Origin of the sequence: Stanieria cyanosphaera PCC 7437 (assembly GCF_000317575.1) — a bacterium.
In the GTDB taxonomy this organism is placed as follows: domain Bacteria; phylum Cyanobacteriota; class Cyanobacteriia; order Cyanobacteriales; family Xenococcaceae; genus Stanieria; species Stanieria cyanosphaera.
In genome coordinates this window covers 4338211-4352141 of the sequence record NC_019748.1, presented here as the reverse complement: position 1 = coordinate 4352141, position 13931 = coordinate 4338211, and the positions used below count along the sequence as shown (strand labels likewise).

16 protein-coding genes, 1 tRNA gene and 1 pseudogene are annotated in these 13931 nt (G+C 36.6%); 5 read left to right on the top strand and 13 right to left on the bottom strand.

Annotated elements, in window-relative coordinates:
• Positions 1-7 precede the first annotated feature (7 nt).
• The 7 genes and pseudogenes from STA7437_RS18950 to STA7437_RS18925 all read right to left on the bottom strand — a co-directional run bounded on the left by STA7437_RS18950 (position 8) and on the right by STA7437_RS18925 (position 6503).
• Positions 8-238: a hypothetical protein gene (locus tag STA7437_RS18950; protein WP_041619580.1), complete on the bottom strand. Its 231-nt coding sequence runs from the start codon at positions 236-238 to the stop codon at positions 8-10.
• A gap of 94 nt (positions 239-332) precedes the next feature.
• A complete protein-coding gene (gene dnaB / locus STA7437_RS18945) occupies positions 333-1646 on the bottom strand; it encodes a replicative DNA helicase (protein WP_015194566.1) in 1314 nt (437 codons plus the stop codon).
• A complete protein-coding gene (locus STA7437_RS18940; RefSeq protein WP_041619578.1) occupies positions 1639-2118 on the bottom strand; it encodes a hypothetical protein in 480 nt (159 codons plus the stop codon). Before STA7437_RS18940 ends, dnaB begins: the two co-directional genes overlap by 8 nt.
• A 45-nt stretch (positions 2119-2163) precedes the next feature.
• Positions 2164-2346: pseudogene (locus STA7437_RS27750) on the bottom strand (DUF6262 family protein); the annotation flags it as partial.
• Positions 2347-2473: 127 nt separating this feature from the next.
• The gene (locus STA7437_RS18935) at positions 2474-4147 is read right to left on the bottom strand and encodes a tyrosine-type recombinase/integrase (RefSeq protein WP_015194568.1); all 1674 of its coding nucleotides are present in this window, start codon (positions 4145-4147) and stop codon (positions 2474-2476) included.
• Positions 4148-5242: a tyrosine-type recombinase/integrase gene (locus STA7437_RS18930; RefSeq protein ID WP_015194993.1), complete on the bottom strand. Its 1095-nt coding sequence runs from the start codon at positions 5240-5242 to the stop codon at positions 4148-4150. It lies immediately after the preceding gene.
• Positions 5243-5336: 94 nt separating this feature from the next.
• Complete coding sequence (locus tag STA7437_RS18925; RefSeq protein ID WP_041619576.1) at positions 5337-6503, bottom strand: RNA-guided endonuclease InsQ/TnpB family protein; 1167 nt, start codon at positions 6501-6503, stop codon at positions 5337-5339.
• 31 nt (positions 6504-6534) lie between these two features.
• Here STA7437_RS18925 and tnpA point away from each other — a divergent pair, with 31 nt between their 5' ends.
• Complete coding sequence (tnpA, locus tag STA7437_RS18920) at positions 6535-6942, top strand: IS200/IS605 family transposase (protein WP_015194992.1); 408 nt, start codon at positions 6535-6537, stop codon at positions 6940-6942.
• A gap of 161 nt (positions 6943-7103) precedes the next feature.
• On the opposite strand, the gene STA7437_RS18915 is transcribed toward tnpA, so the two are convergent.
• The gene (locus STA7437_RS18915; protein WP_015194991.1) at positions 7104-7718 is read right to left on the bottom strand and encodes a M23 family metallopeptidase; all 615 of its coding nucleotides are present in this window, start codon (positions 7716-7718) and stop codon (positions 7104-7106) included.
• A gap of 324 nt (positions 7719-8042) precedes the next feature.
• Here STA7437_RS18915 and STA7437_RS18910 point away from each other — a divergent pair, with 324 nt between their 5' ends.
• The 3 genes from STA7437_RS18910 (at position 8043) to STA7437_RS18900 (ending at position 9776) form a co-directional block, all read left to right on the top strand.
• On the top strand, positions 8043-8423 hold the full coding sequence (locus STA7437_RS18910) for a hypothetical protein (RefSeq protein ID WP_015194990.1): 381 nt from the start codon (positions 8043-8045) through the stop codon (positions 8421-8423).
• Positions 8424-8460: 37 nt separating this feature from the next.
• Complete coding sequence (gene hisB, locus STA7437_RS18905) at positions 8461-9102, top strand: imidazoleglycerol-phosphate dehydratase HisB (protein ID WP_015194989.1); 642 nt, start codon at positions 8461-8463, stop codon at positions 9100-9102.
• Positions 9103-9170: 68 nt separating this feature from the next.
• Positions 9171-9776, top strand: a complete 606-nt coding sequence (locus STA7437_RS18900) for a chorismate lyase (protein ID WP_015194988.1) — start codon at positions 9171-9173, stop codon at positions 9774-9776.
• Between the two features lie 281 nt (positions 9777-10057).
• Here the strand turns inward: STA7437_RS18900 and STA7437_RS18895 are convergent.
• From STA7437_RS18895 to STA7437_RS18880, 4 genes are all read right to left on the bottom strand, one after another.
• A tRNA-Leu gene (locus STA7437_RS18895) sits at positions 10058-10138 on the bottom strand.
• A 42-nt stretch (positions 10139-10180) separates the two neighbouring features.
• A complete protein-coding gene (locus tag STA7437_RS25060; RefSeq protein ID WP_015194987.1) occupies positions 10181-10675 on the bottom strand; it encodes a Spy/CpxP family protein refolding chaperone in 495 nt (164 codons plus the stop codon).
• Between the two features lie 43 nt (positions 10676-10718).
• Positions 10719-11111: a hypothetical protein gene (locus STA7437_RS18885; RefSeq protein ID WP_015194986.1), complete on the bottom strand. Its 393-nt coding sequence runs from the start codon at positions 11109-11111 to the stop codon at positions 10719-10721.
• 24 nt (positions 11112-11135) lie between these two features.
• Positions 11136-11744: a sigma-70 family RNA polymerase sigma factor gene (locus STA7437_RS18880; RefSeq protein WP_407696431.1), complete on the bottom strand. Its 609-nt coding sequence runs from the start codon at positions 11742-11744 to the stop codon at positions 11136-11138.
• Positions 11745-11993: 249 nt separating this feature from the next.
• Here STA7437_RS18880 and STA7437_RS18875 point away from each other — a divergent pair, with 249 nt between their 5' ends.
• The gene (locus STA7437_RS18875) at positions 11994-13328 is read left to right on the top strand and encodes a cytochrome P450 (RefSeq protein WP_015194984.1); all 1335 of its coding nucleotides are present in this window, start codon (positions 11994-11996) and stop codon (positions 13326-13328) included.
• A gap of 9 nt (positions 13329-13337) precedes the next feature.
• Here the strand turns inward: STA7437_RS18875 and STA7437_RS18870 are convergent, their stop codons facing one another.
• A complete protein-coding gene (locus STA7437_RS18870) occupies positions 13338-13931 on the bottom strand; it encodes an L-threonylcarbamoyladenylate synthase (protein ID WP_015194983.1) in 594 nt (197 codons plus the stop codon).

Below are 13931 nucleotides of genomic sequence, written 5' to 3'. Positions count from 1 at the left end.
CTAGATTTTAAAACGAAATGAAATCATTTCCTACTTGTTGTTGAGCAACTTCATTTTTCTTAAGTACTTCAGTAAATTTATTTTTATATTTTTCTTTTCTCCTTTGCGCCTGAAGTTTCTGACGCTTCACTTGAGCTAGTTGCTGAAAACCTCCGCAGTGTTTAACTTTGGGATTTTTAGTAGAGCTAGACTCATCAGCAGTCTGAAACGAGGACAGTTCCTGCCTTATCACACCCATAACGCCTATAAAGCTTGCTGATTATAAGCTTTAGTGTTGTGAATATTTTATGCAAAGCTAGAGTAGTTAGTCAAATTATATAACGCTAACCATTCTAGCTTGTATAGTCACAAAAAGCTCCGACTGATGGGTCGAATAAAACCTTACAAGTCCCAGTAGCACCATTGCGATTCTTCCCTACAATTACTTCCATCACTCCATTATCCTCAGTGTCCGACTTGTAATATTCATCTCGATAAAGCATTAAAAGAAGATCGCCGTCTTGTTCAATATCTCCACTGTCTTTCAAGGAAGCCATAGCAGGACGCTTATTACTTTGAGATTCAACACCTCGGTTAATTTGAGCTAAGACAACAAATGGTACGTTAAACTGTTTGGCAATATCCTTACAAGCCCCACTATATTTGCCGATAACTTGCGCTCTATTCCCTGCTGCTCTGTCTCCTAGTTTCTGAATGTAGTCCAGTACAACTAATCCTAGTTCTCCTCTTTTCGATTGGATTTTCCTCAACTCAGAACGAATTTTAGCAGGGGTTAATTGTTCGGCTGGAGTGTCATTAATCTCGATGGGTAATTCAGCTAAATTACTCAAACCATTAACTAAAGAATCCATCTCATCTTCATAGATGACATTGTTCATTAATCTTTGAGAGTCAATGCCCGTGTGCATCGCTAGAAATCTCTTAGTCAACTGTTTTCTGGACATTTCAGCAGAAAAGAAGACTACTGGCTTTTTCTCTTTAATAGCAATGTGATTAGCCAGGTAACAAGCAAACCAAGACTTCCCCATACTCGGACGTGCTGCAACAATAATTAAATCCTGTTTAGTTAAACCACCAATTAAAGAATCCAAGTCGGTTAAACCAGTAGAAAAAAGAGGTAATGAACCTTGTTCTAATTCATTGAAGATATCAGCTAGACAGTCATTAATTGGTTCAGTAGTAAACTTATCTTTCTTATCAGTAGTTAGAGCGAAGAGCTTGGATTCAGCGAAGTCAAAGACTGTTTCTAATTCTATTGCTGTATCGTATCCTAAATCGACTATTTCATGACCAGCAGCAATTAAACGACGACGCTGATACTTATCTAAAACCAAGAGACTGTAGCGGTCAATATTAACGGCTGATACAGTACGATTTAACAGTTGTGCTAATTTAGTTGTACCTCCAACTTTTTCCAGTAATTTATGGTCTGATAGCCAAGTAGAAACAGTCATCAAATCTACTTGCTTATCTTTGTGATGTAACAAGAGTGCTGCTTTGTATATCTGTTGATGAGTAGAAATAGAAAAAGCTTCTACTGGTAGAATATCAGCAACAATGGTAATTGCCTTTGGGTCGAGTAATATTCCTCCTAAGATAGCTTCTTCAGCTTCAATGTTAGTGGGAGGTAAATGATTATCATTCATCTTTGTTAAAAATACTGCTTAGTTTCTTAAGTTGAGTCAAACTAACTTGTTCTTTTTGTGGTTTGTCGCCAGCCTTAACTATCTTTTGTTCGGGTTGATTTGGTTGTTGATGAATAGTTTCAGATTTAGTCCAACCTTCTTGAATTGCCTTATTCAACCAACCACCAGCATTAGGAATATCTTGTTTAGTAAGTTGGTCTTTTAAAGCTTCAATCGCATCTAATACTATTTCATCTGAAGCTGTATGAATAGTCTTAGTCAGGGTAGGATTTAACTTAACTCCTACCACTTGTAATTGAGTCAGAATATTGGAGCTAATATCACTCTGTTTTTTCTGATTAATTGGCGTGACTTTGGCATTAGTTAAAGATTGTTCTAACTCTTTTATTCTTGCCTTTAGGCGATTATTTTCTGCTTCTACTTGACGCAGTTCGATAACTTTACCTTGAGCTATTTCAATATGTTTTTTCAAGTCTTCGTTTTCATTACGTAACCGACGATTTTCTTGTCGTAATTTACTAATAATTACCGCTTTAGACTTGTCTGTAGCTGGTTGAAACTGAGGAGTTTTATTTACTATTCCTCCAATAGCTGCTTTTTGTTGGTTGCGTAGTTCGGCAAGACGATTTTTAATCTCAGGATATTTATAGAGGTAGCTAACAGATAATCCTGCTGCTTCTGCTATGGCGTTAAAAGTAATAGTTTCTCCAGAATCTAAGACTTGTTGAATCGCTTTTTCCAGTCTTTCTTCTGCATCTTTTTCTTAGCTGCTGCTGCTTTGACTAATAGCTCTGGATTGCCTTTAGAGTTGTTACTAGGGCGAGACATTATTCTTTCTCCTCCCATTCATTATGACCAAGACCTCTCATGGTTTTGTGTTTTTCCATTCCAGAGATAATTCTCTTGAGTCTTTCCGCTCTGGGAACGTTCTTTTCTATCTGTCTTTGATAGCCTTTTTGACGAGCATTTTCGATAATTTTTTCTGTCTCTTTTAATTCCTGTTTATGGCTATCTAAGAAGTCTAAAGTTGTTACCCAACTACCACAGCTTTTACAAGGTAAATCTTGATGGGGACAAGTCTGTGTCCAGAGTAAAGTACAGTAACCATTATCTGTAGTTTGTACTCCCATTCCTTTCTTTATCCATTGCATTTCTGCTGTGTCTAAATCAGGATTAACAGGTGCTACTATTTCACCTTCCATGTTGAAGTGGGTATTGTCCCACACTTCTTTCATTTTCTTTTTCTGGTCGTCATTAGTCAGGTGAATATAGTGCATAGACATCGAAGGAGAAGCATGACCGCCACGCTGCATAATGTGAGCGATGCCCATACCTTTTCTAGCTAAATCTGTTAGATGAGTATGACGAAATCTGTGGCACTTCCAAACAGGATATATTTCACCAGAAATATCAGTAATGTTATGTTCGTGAGCCAATTGATGAAGATATCCTCTTATTAAAGGTTGTTTGATAAGTTTTTTAACAGGAATAAAATGAGAAAGTTCTCTTTTTACACTTGCCCTTCTTTTTGGGGTATTAGTATAGGATGCAAACCATCCACTACCTTCTGTGCTGCAAAACAAATAGCTAAAATCTCTTCCTAAGTTATTTTTAATAAACTCTTGCTGTTGTAAAATACTTTGAGCTAATTCTTTACTAATAAATAATCTGTCTTCTTTTTTAAGCTTTATTCTATATAAACTAACCCACCAATCTCCATCTGAATCTTGGCTAATACAATTTAGCTTTAAACTACATACTTCTGATATTCTCATTCCCGTTTCAATAAGAATACTAATTGCTATTTTTATTGGTTTTGGAAGAGAATCAAGATGTTGACGTATCTGTTTAATGACATCAGAAGGAATTTCTTTAATTATTTTTCTTTCAGCTTTAGGATAATCAGATTCAAAAATTAATTGTTTACTGCTAATCTCTATGAGATTGTTAGAATTACAAAATTCAAAAAAATACTTTAATGTAGTGATAAAGATAGATAATGATTTAGATACTTTTAAGTCTTGAGAAGCATAATTAATTGCTTCAATCACTAATAATCTATCTATATCCTGCGGTTTTACTGTCGCTCTTTTTTCGGTTAAATATCGTGAAAAACGTCTAAACTCTGTTAATTTTCTTAAAAGCTCGCTGGTGCTATATTGCGAAGAATTATACCAGATATAATCTTTCACAGTTTTTTTAAACCATTCAGGATTAATCATTGAGAAATTAGCTGTATATAAACCTCCAGTAGTTGCTTCTTTCCCAAAAACTCTTAAGTCCCATATATCATATATTCGCATTTCTTTGGGAGTAATATCCGAAGGTAATATATCTTTAGCAGACTGTAATTTTGGATTTTTATAGAAGAAACGACCACAATCATCACATTTATATTGTTGTCTTGCTTTCGATTTTGCCCAAGTTTTTACTTTTATACTGCAACATCTAGGACAAACTATTTCTTTGTCTTTAGACTTTGATATCGATATTTTTTGCATTTAATCTTCCTCGCACTTAGCTAAATACTGTTTGTAAGCAGCTTTTTGGTCTTTGTTTAACAAATGCACATAAGTATCAATTGTGGTTTGGATACTGGCATGACCTAAGCGTTCTTGAACATAAATTAAATCCATTCCTGCTCTAATTAATTCTGTAGCGTGGGTATGTCTTAATAAATGTGCTGTGGCTTCAATTCCTGTTTTTTCACTCAACCTTCTAAATAAACTTTGAGCAGTAGAATATCTCATGGGCGAACCGATTTCATTACGCCACATATTGATAAAGACATAATCAGAATCTACATCAGGAAAATCATCATCTAAAACGTAATTTTCATAAGCTTGAATTGTTTGTCTTGGTACGCTAATAATTCTTGTTTCACCATCTTTGACTCTGGCATCATTGAGATTATCATCACGGGGAATTACATGGATTTCATTCAATCCCATTTCACTGTGAATATCACTATGGCGTAACCCCAAAGCTTCCCCAATTCTCATACCTGAGTGATAGAGAAGTACAATTAAAAACTTGTCCCGAAGATTGGCACAATTATCAACTAAAGTTTGGACTTCTTCTTTAGTTAAACACCCAGGAAAAGTTCTAGGTTCTTTGACTTTTAATCTCTTAGTTTTTACCCTCTTATCTTTCTTCATCTCATAGAGAAGTGACTTATACCTTCTCTGGACTGGGTAGCTAGTTTGATACAGTTCTCGGCTTTCTATCCTCTGATTTCGGGCGTGAAACTCGTAAAACTGATAAATCACACTCATCATGATATTGACTGTCTTTTCCGTCCTTTTTGCCGTTTGTGGGGCAATAGAAGGAACACCAGGAATAGAATCGGGTAATTGTAGCCAGAGCATAAATTCCGCTAACTCTTTCTCCCAACATTGTGTCCAGTCGAGACTGTAAGCTTCCAAGTACTCAAAGAATAATTTCAAGTGGTGGGCGTAGTTCTTCAGCGTGTTTGGTGCTTTGCCTAACGCCATCAGGTGTTGCAGATAATCTGTGACTGGTTCGATAGGAAGATAGTCATCACTAAGTAAAACCCAACTGGTTTGACCTCGAATATTGACCTTCTGAACTCTCATTATATGCTTTGTGTAATTATCAAGATTTATATTTACACAAAACGTTAAAAAAGGCAATTATCTTGCCTTTGTTGTTGTTGTTTAATATATTAAATTAATGTTGTATAACCTGCCCCCGCGCCCAAGAGAGACATACTTGGGCTGAGTTAATATCTCGATCTTCGGTATGCCGACAACTTTGATTAGAACAAATATGAAGCCTATCGCTCAAGCTTTTTTTGGTTAATTCCCAACATTTAACGCATCGCTGTGTTGGTTTTAAACTTTGAGTAGGAGCTTCGAGAAATACTCCACCAGCTTCTTTGACTTTATATGCGATGGCATCTCTAAGCATACCTATTCCGATATCAAGCATAGAACGATTAAGACCCGTCTTCTGTCTTTTTCTTTTGCTGCCAGAGGATGCTTTTCTGGTCATATTTTTGATTTGAAGTTTCTCTGTGACAATGAGGGAATTACTCCGAACAATATCTACTGCCACTTGATGCACCCAGTTTTGACGGCGATTGGCTACTTTTTTCTTGAGTTTAGAAATTTTAGCCTGTATTTTTTTCCATCTGCGAGAGGCTTTATGTTTTTTCTTTTCTGGTTTACGTTTTCTCCTTAGTTGCTTAGATAATCGGTTTATTTGATTTTGGGTATTAGTCAAAAATTTTGATGGTTCAACCAGAATGCCGTTGCTCATAGCAACAGCCGTTTTACAACCAAAATCTAGTCCAATACTACCTTTCCCTGTTTCTCTGGTTGGCAAGCATTTAACTGTAACGCTGGCATACCATCTGCTATTGCGGTAGACAATCGTACAAGTAGTAGGTTGACCCCAAATACGAGCTTGTCCTCTCATTTGAATAATGATACCCAAGTCTCTTAATTCTAGATAACCATTTTTGCCACTGCTATGAACTTTAAAACCTTGACGAGCATCAGGGTATGTCCATCCAGAATAAGCTTTAAATGGCTTAAACTTAGGATATTTAGCTAATCCTTGAAAGAATCTAACAAAAGCAAAATCGACACGCTTTAATGTCGCTTGCAAAGAACCAGCATTTAACTCTTTGTACTCAATCCAAGTTTCTTTGAAGCCTGGTAATGATGCCTGTTGCTCAAAGTAATCTACTGAATGAGCAAATTTTTGATATTGAGTTTTGCGGTTAGCTACTGCTGCATTATACAAGTAGGCGTGCATTCTTCTTGCCCAGAACATTTTTTGTTCTTGAGCAGTAGAAGGATAAAGCCTAAATGTAATGCGCCGTGTTAACATAGTTACCCAACTGACCTGTAGCTAGTATAACATGAGACCTAACAAGGGTTCGCATTCGGTTTATTCAATTCATTTGCACTTAGTTCTAGTGACTAAATATCGTCGTAAGGTAATTACTTCTGCGATGATTGCTCGAATGACTGAAGTGTTTCAAAACATCTGCAAGAAGAAAAAAAGCTTGATGCTTCAGTTCGATGGAGAATCAGATCACGTGCATCTTTTAATCGATCTTCACCCCGACAACAATATCTCTCAACTGGTAGCTAGTCTCAAAAGCGCATCTAGTAGAATAATTAGAAAAGAATTTGAAACTGAAGTCTCGAAAACCTATTCCAAACCTGTATTTTGGTCTGGCTCGTACTATATTACTTCCTGTGGTGGCGTAACGATAGAAAGACTGAGGAAATATATCGAGGAGCAAGATACACCATTAGACTAATTCTCAGGCATCGAGCCATCGAATTAGTTCGCTATCCCGAGGGGCTGTGGGCTGAATTCACTGCAGCCCGATAGCAACGCCCCGTTCCCTACCCTCAACGAAGTAGGGTAGGGAACGGGGCGAGAATGTTGTAAAGTACACAATTAATTTTGCCTAGATACTTACGCCTGTTGCTTAAACATTTCTTTCAGTACTAAAGCAGGATCGATATAACTTCCGTTGTATTTTAAAGCCCAGTGTAAATGAGGCCCTGTGGTACGTCCAGTCATACCCACACGTCCAATTCTCGATCCGACAGGTACTTCTTGTCCTTGCCAAATCTGTAATCCACCATTGCGGTCAATTAAATAACTTCCTTTAGCTCCCGTTTCAACATGACCTTCCAAATGACAGTAAACGTGTTGCCAAGGGCCCGATTCTACGATTACAGAAGTACCACAAGCAGTATGATCGGAGACTTGAATTACTTTACCTGTCCACCAATTTCTGACATAACTACCGATGGGAGCAGCCATATCTAAACCATTGTGAAACTGTCTTTGACCATCAACAGGAGACAGTCGATAACCAAAAGCAGAAGTATAAGATTGAAAGTTTTCTACTGGAAAAGAACCGTATCGCCACGCAGTCTGAGCAACTTCAATCGAGTCTGGATTTGGAGGGTTAGTTGCTTGGGTAGGCTGTAGATTTAAATTATTTAATCCCAAACAAATTAATAAAGCGAAGAAAGCTAATAAGATCGAGCGATACCACTTAAACTTGAGAACGTTGGTCATTTGGATTGCCAAGTGAATTTAGTTGAAAGTTTTTTTTACAACAATCAACTGGTAATAGTCATACTTAAATTCATTCAGAGTAATGTAAAGATTGAGTCAATAAAACCGCTTTTATAGTAGTTTTTTCGCAAAAATTAGCAGATATTTAAATTAATATACACATTAATCAATATTCTTTCCTAATATACAATCTAATTATCGAATCGGCAAGATAAAAATTAGGTAATAACACCAAGAGAAATTAGGTCTATGGGGAAGAGGTTTGTTAAAATTCTTGAATAATTACTTAATTACCCAATAATTTGGTAGCAATACCAGCAAATTATGCTTAATGAAATCTTGCCCTTTGATTTTCAGATAGATACAGTTGCGATCGCGTCTGCTTGTCTGTGGTCTTTGGTTCTTTATCTTACTTTTGCTTCTCTTAAAGATTGGATTACTGACCAATTAACGCGGTGGTTTAATTTTGCCGAGCGTTCTTTGTATACTTCTGTAGAAGAATTTGAAGCTACTCGCGCTGCCAGAGAATCACAAAATGCTTTCTACGCTTCGGTATTTAGTATTGTTCCTTTTTTGGTAGCAGGATTTTTTTGTAATTGGGGATTAGAACTTAGTCTGGGTTTAAGTTGGTCGTTCAGCTTGGGTATTATGGCTTGTATAGGTTGCGGTGTCTATATTTTAGGTCATCAAGATGGTCAAGCTTAGGTATTAAAATTAAATTAATTAATGAGGTTTTTTAACAATGCAAGTTAGTCAGCGTCCTGTTATCGATGAGCAATCAGAAATTTTATTTCCTTCCCGAATCGCTTCAGTGAAACGGACGACTAAAGAAACTGATGTGGCAGTAAAGTTGAATTTAGATGGTCAAGGAAAATGTCAGGTAGACACAGGAGTACCTTTTCTCGACCATATGTTGCATCAGATTGCTTCTCACGGTTTAATCGATTTAGAAATTAAAGCTACAGGTGACATTGAAATCGACGATCATCATACTAATGAAGATGTGGGTATTACTTTAGGTCAAGCTTTAACTCAAGCTTTAGGCGATCGCAAGGGAATCGTTCGTTTTGGTCATTTTATCGCTCCTTTGGATGAAGCTTTGATTCAAGTGGCACTAGATTTTTCTGGTCGACCTCATCTCAGTTATGGTTTAACTATTCCCACCGAAAGAGTGGGTACTTATGATACTCAATTAGTGAGAGAATTTTTTGTTGCTATAGTTAATCATGGACAAATGACTCTTCATCTGCGTCAACTAGATGGAATCAATTCTCATCACATTATTGAAGCTGCTTTTAAAGCTTTTGCTCGTTCTCTCAGGATGGCGGTAGAAATAGATCCCAGGCGCGCTGGTGCTATTCCTAGCTCGAAAGGAGTTTTATAAAACCGCAGAAAAAGTCAAGAAAAAGCGTTACGATCTGCTTAAAGAAAAATAAACTTTTGTAAAGAACTTTGACTGCAAATCTTAAACCACAAAATCTCTTACCTAGAACTACTAAATGGCACTCTCTCCAACCGATTTGGCAAGGAGGAGAAGAAATTGTCAAACAAGGACTGCCTCACAGTCAATTAGCACCTACTTGGCAAATTTTATTACTAGGAGATGGTTCTCCGACTCGTCACCTAAGACTACTAACTGGGGAACCAACCGAAGTTGATGTGATTGATATGTCTTTAATTGGAACTGATGATGATGGTGCGCCTGAAGGAATTGCTGCCATATCAGAACCTCGACTAAGAAGACAAGTATGGTTACGTACTGCCTCTGGTCAAAGATTAGCTTATGCAGCTTCTTGGTGGGATGCGAATCATGTTGATGAATATTTACAAAATCGTTCTCTACCTATTTGGGAAAGTCTTTCTCGTTTACATACTGAGTTGTATCGAGATGTTCAAGGAATTTATTATGGTCACTGTCGAGCTTTAGAACTGGCTTTTGGAGAAAAAGGGCCTTTTTGGGGTCGTCATTACTTATTTTGGCATGATCGTAAACCTTTAACTTTAATTTATGAAGTATTTTCTCCTTATTTATCTAAATATTTAGGAAAAATGCGTTAACCAAGCCAGTATTTTTCTGTACCAATACCGTCAATTTTTGTTGTCGGCTATTAGCAGAAAGTAAAAAGTAGAGACGTTGCTTCGCACCCTTGGGAACATGAAACGTCTGTACAAAAGCGCTTCGGCGTCCTGATACGAAATCCCATTCTCAAACCCCACTTTTAAGTTGCCTTTTTGAAATACTTTAAACCCTATAGATTGAGTAATAAGTGAGTGTATGAAGCGTTTATTTTGCTAGGCAAGATGGGGGAAAGCTAGACGCTATAGGGAAATAAATTTAATGCGGATGGCGAGACTCGAACTCGCATGGCAAAGCCACACGCCCCTCAAGCGTGCGTGTCTACCGATTCCACCACATCCGCGCACGGGCATTTATAACTTTATCACATTTAAAGTTTAATTAGTTAATTTTGTTGAGAGTTAACTTGTCGAGATTCCATAATTTGGGTAAATTCTTGACGCTGAGAGGGGGTTAGCACTTCTCTGATTGCTAAAAGACTTTCAAAATTTAATTGATCTAGTGTTTGGCGCAGTTGCAGAATTTCTTGATGTTTAGCACGAATTAATTGAAGATCATCTTCTTTGATCAGCTTAACTAACTCTTTTTGTGCCAGAAAAAGTTTTTGCTGTTTTTGATTAATGATAGTCTGGTAATTACTACTAATTTGTTGAATTTCCATTGTTTGCTCAAAACTGAAATCTAATTGTTCGAGCAAGTTATTGTTGCGGTGGAATGGAATAGTCATTTGTGGCACACTACGCTCAAATAAGCTTGGTTGATTAATCTGACTACCCGAAAATATCTGAAGTGAAGAGTTTTGGTAGGTAGCTGAGACTGGAAAACTATCAGCAGCTAAAAAAGCAGCAGAAGCAATCAAAGGAAAATAGCGCATCACCATAATTGACTTTTAGATTTCAAAATAATTAAGCGTAATGTTGCCATTATTTAACTGAGGAGAACGATAAATCTGAGTTTTTTTGAATAACTTGTTCGGTGGTATGGTTAGGATAAATAGTATTTTCCCAACTATTAATTAAAAAGGTTTCTAATTCCTCACTATTGTCAGTGATTGAAGGGGTAGTTTTGGACTCTCGAATAGCAAACCGATAACCATAAGGTTGTTCGCTATTAATTGCTACCAAGACACCGAACAAAAATATACCAGGAAAAAGCCAGACTAAAGGTTCGATCTGTTTATGTTCAAAAAAACTTTTTTGATGTACTAAATTAATTAATTCATCTTCAAAACCAGCTTTTTCTTGAGGAGTATAAGGTCGATTTTGTTTTAAAAAATTAATGAGATTATGATCGTCATCTGATGGTAATTTAGTCATAACTTTAGTACCTAAGTAAAAAAACTAAAGGCATATATCTTGTTGTTGAAGAAATTTTTTGAGTGCATTTCTAGCATAATATAACCTTGACTTTACTGTACCTTTAGGTATGTTCAAGATTTGGGCAATTTCTTGTTGGGGTAAGTCTTCTAAATCATGCAAAATTAAAACGGCTCTATGTTCAAGACTTAAAGTTTGTAAACCTCTTTGAACTAAATCTTGATAATGTAAACGCATCAGGTCTGGTGTATCCTGAGAACTAGAAGAGGTTAGATTTAAGTTTGATTCATCGGAGTCAAATTTAGACTTAGTTTGATTAAGTTGTGGTTGATGTTTGGCTAACTTTTTTCTGCGATCGCTTGCAACATTCCAGCTAATTCTATACAACCAAGTCGAAAAATAACTACTCTCTCGTAGTTGGGGTAATCCTTTCCAAGCTCTTAGAAACACTTCTTGAACTAAATCTTCTAGCATTTCTGAACCGCATAGTTGATAAAGGGTTGAACGAACTCGTTGCTGATAACGGCGATACAATAAACGAAAAGAATGGCAGTCTCCTTGTTGACAGCCTTTAACTAATTGCTCATCTGTAATTGACTTTGTTTCTAGTTCTTTAATACTAGCTTGGTTGATGGCTAACACAACTGCCAATTCCTAACAAAAGTTTATTCTTCTTTTTAGACCAAAACAAAAACCAAAAGGTTCAATTATTAAATCCAATTACCAACACAAACAACAATCTGTTTGTCAATCTACAGATTAAAGCGATATCGCATTTTTACATGAGAACAATTGATTGAGGTTGCTAACTATTTAAATTCTTGCACAAAATAAAATAGCTCAATTAAATTTTTAAGTTGTGGTTGGTAATTTGTTATTATCATGACTATTTCCCAAAAAACAAAACAATCTCTTTCTTTACCACCTGGAAATTTAGGTTTACCCTTACTGGGGGAAACAATTAGCTTTTTTACCGACCCAAATTTTAATCAAAAACGATTAAATAAATACGGTAAACTGTTTAAAACAAGTCTTTTTGGTCGTCCAACGGTAGTGATGGTTGGTGCAGAAGCAAATACTTTTTTATTTAAGAACGAAAATAAATATGTGGTTGCTACTTGGCCAAAAAGTACCAAAATATTATTAGGCTCAACATCTTTAGCTGTCAAAACTGGGGATTTTCATACTTCTCGTCGTAAATTACTGTATCAGGCTTTTCAACCGAGAGCTTTAGCTAGTTATATCCCCACAATGGAACATATTACTCAAGAATATCTCAACAAGTGGGAAAAGCTAAATACATTTACTTGGTATCCAGAATTAAGAAATTATACTTTTGATATTGCTAGCAGTTTGTTGGTTAGTACTGACGGTGGTTCACAAACGCCTTTAGGAGAGTACTTTGAAGAATGGTGTGCTGGTTTATTTACTCTTGCGATTCCTCTTCCTTGGACTAAATTTGGTAAGGCATTATATTGTCGTAAAAAGTTACTTCAATACATTGAAGACATTGTTGTCAAACGTCAACAAGCAAAAAATCCAGGCGAAGATGCTTTAGGATTATTAATTCAAGCCAAAGATGAAGAGGGAAATAGCCTTAGTTTAGAAGAATTAAAAGACCAAGTTTTATTATTACTCTTTGCTGGACATGAAACCCTCACATCTGCGATCGCATCTTTTTGTTTACTGACTGCCCAACATCCAGAAGTTTTACAACGACTTCGTGAGGAACAACAACAATTATCTCTTGCTTCTCCTCTCACTCTGGAAAATCTTAAACAGATGACTTATTTAGAACAAGTTTTAAAAGAGGTAATGCGAATTATTCCTCCTGTTGGTGGTGGTTTTAGAGAAGTAATCGAGTCGTTTGAATTCCAAGGTTATCAAATTCCTCAAGGATGGAATATTCAATATCAAATTGCTCAAACCCATAAAGATCAAGCAGTTTATCCCGATTGCGATCGCTTTGCTCCTGACCGCTTTTCCCCTGATAAAGCAGAAGATAAACAAGCTAGTTTTGCTTATATTCCTTTTGGTGGTGGTTTAAGAGAGTGTTTAGGCAAAGAATTTGCTCGTTTGGAAATGAGGATTTTTGCCTCGATGTTACTAAAAAATTATCAATGGGAACTCTTACCCAATCAAAGCTTAGAATTACTTACTATTCCTACTCCTCATCCTCGTGATGGGCTTAAAATCAAATTTTCTCCTCTCGTTTAGCTAATAGCTTTACAAAAATAATTCAATACTGCCTTGACGCAAAATTTGCCATCCTGCTTCTGTCCATTGAACTACGGTTGAAGGGAGTCCGCTACCCATTGGTTGATCTTCCTTAACACCATCATCTTGAAGTACTAACACCTCTGGAAAATTATGCTCTATTGCCTCCATAGTTTCTAAAGGGGGTTTTCCAGAAAAATTAGCACTAGTGGTAGCTAATACCCCAGTTTGTCTTAAAATTTCTAATGCGATCGCGCTATGAGGAATTCTGATGCCGATTGTTTTAGAGTCAGTAGGATTAATTGTCGAAGAAACTGAATCAGAAGCAGGTAACACCAGAGTTAAAGCTCCTGGCCAATATTTTTGAGCTATTTCCAACCAATTTGCCAATTCTGCATCGCTGCCATCAAGATAAGGTAAAAGTTCTTCAATTGAGGCAGCCATTAAAATCAAAGGTTTAGTTGCAGGGCGTTGTTTGAGTTGAAAGATTAGTTTCGCTAATTCTGGTTTAACGGCTAAAGCTGGTACAGTATCTGTCGGAAAACTGACAACTTTTCCAGACGCAACTCCTTTAACTAATTCCTCTTGAGAAACTCTAGTCAT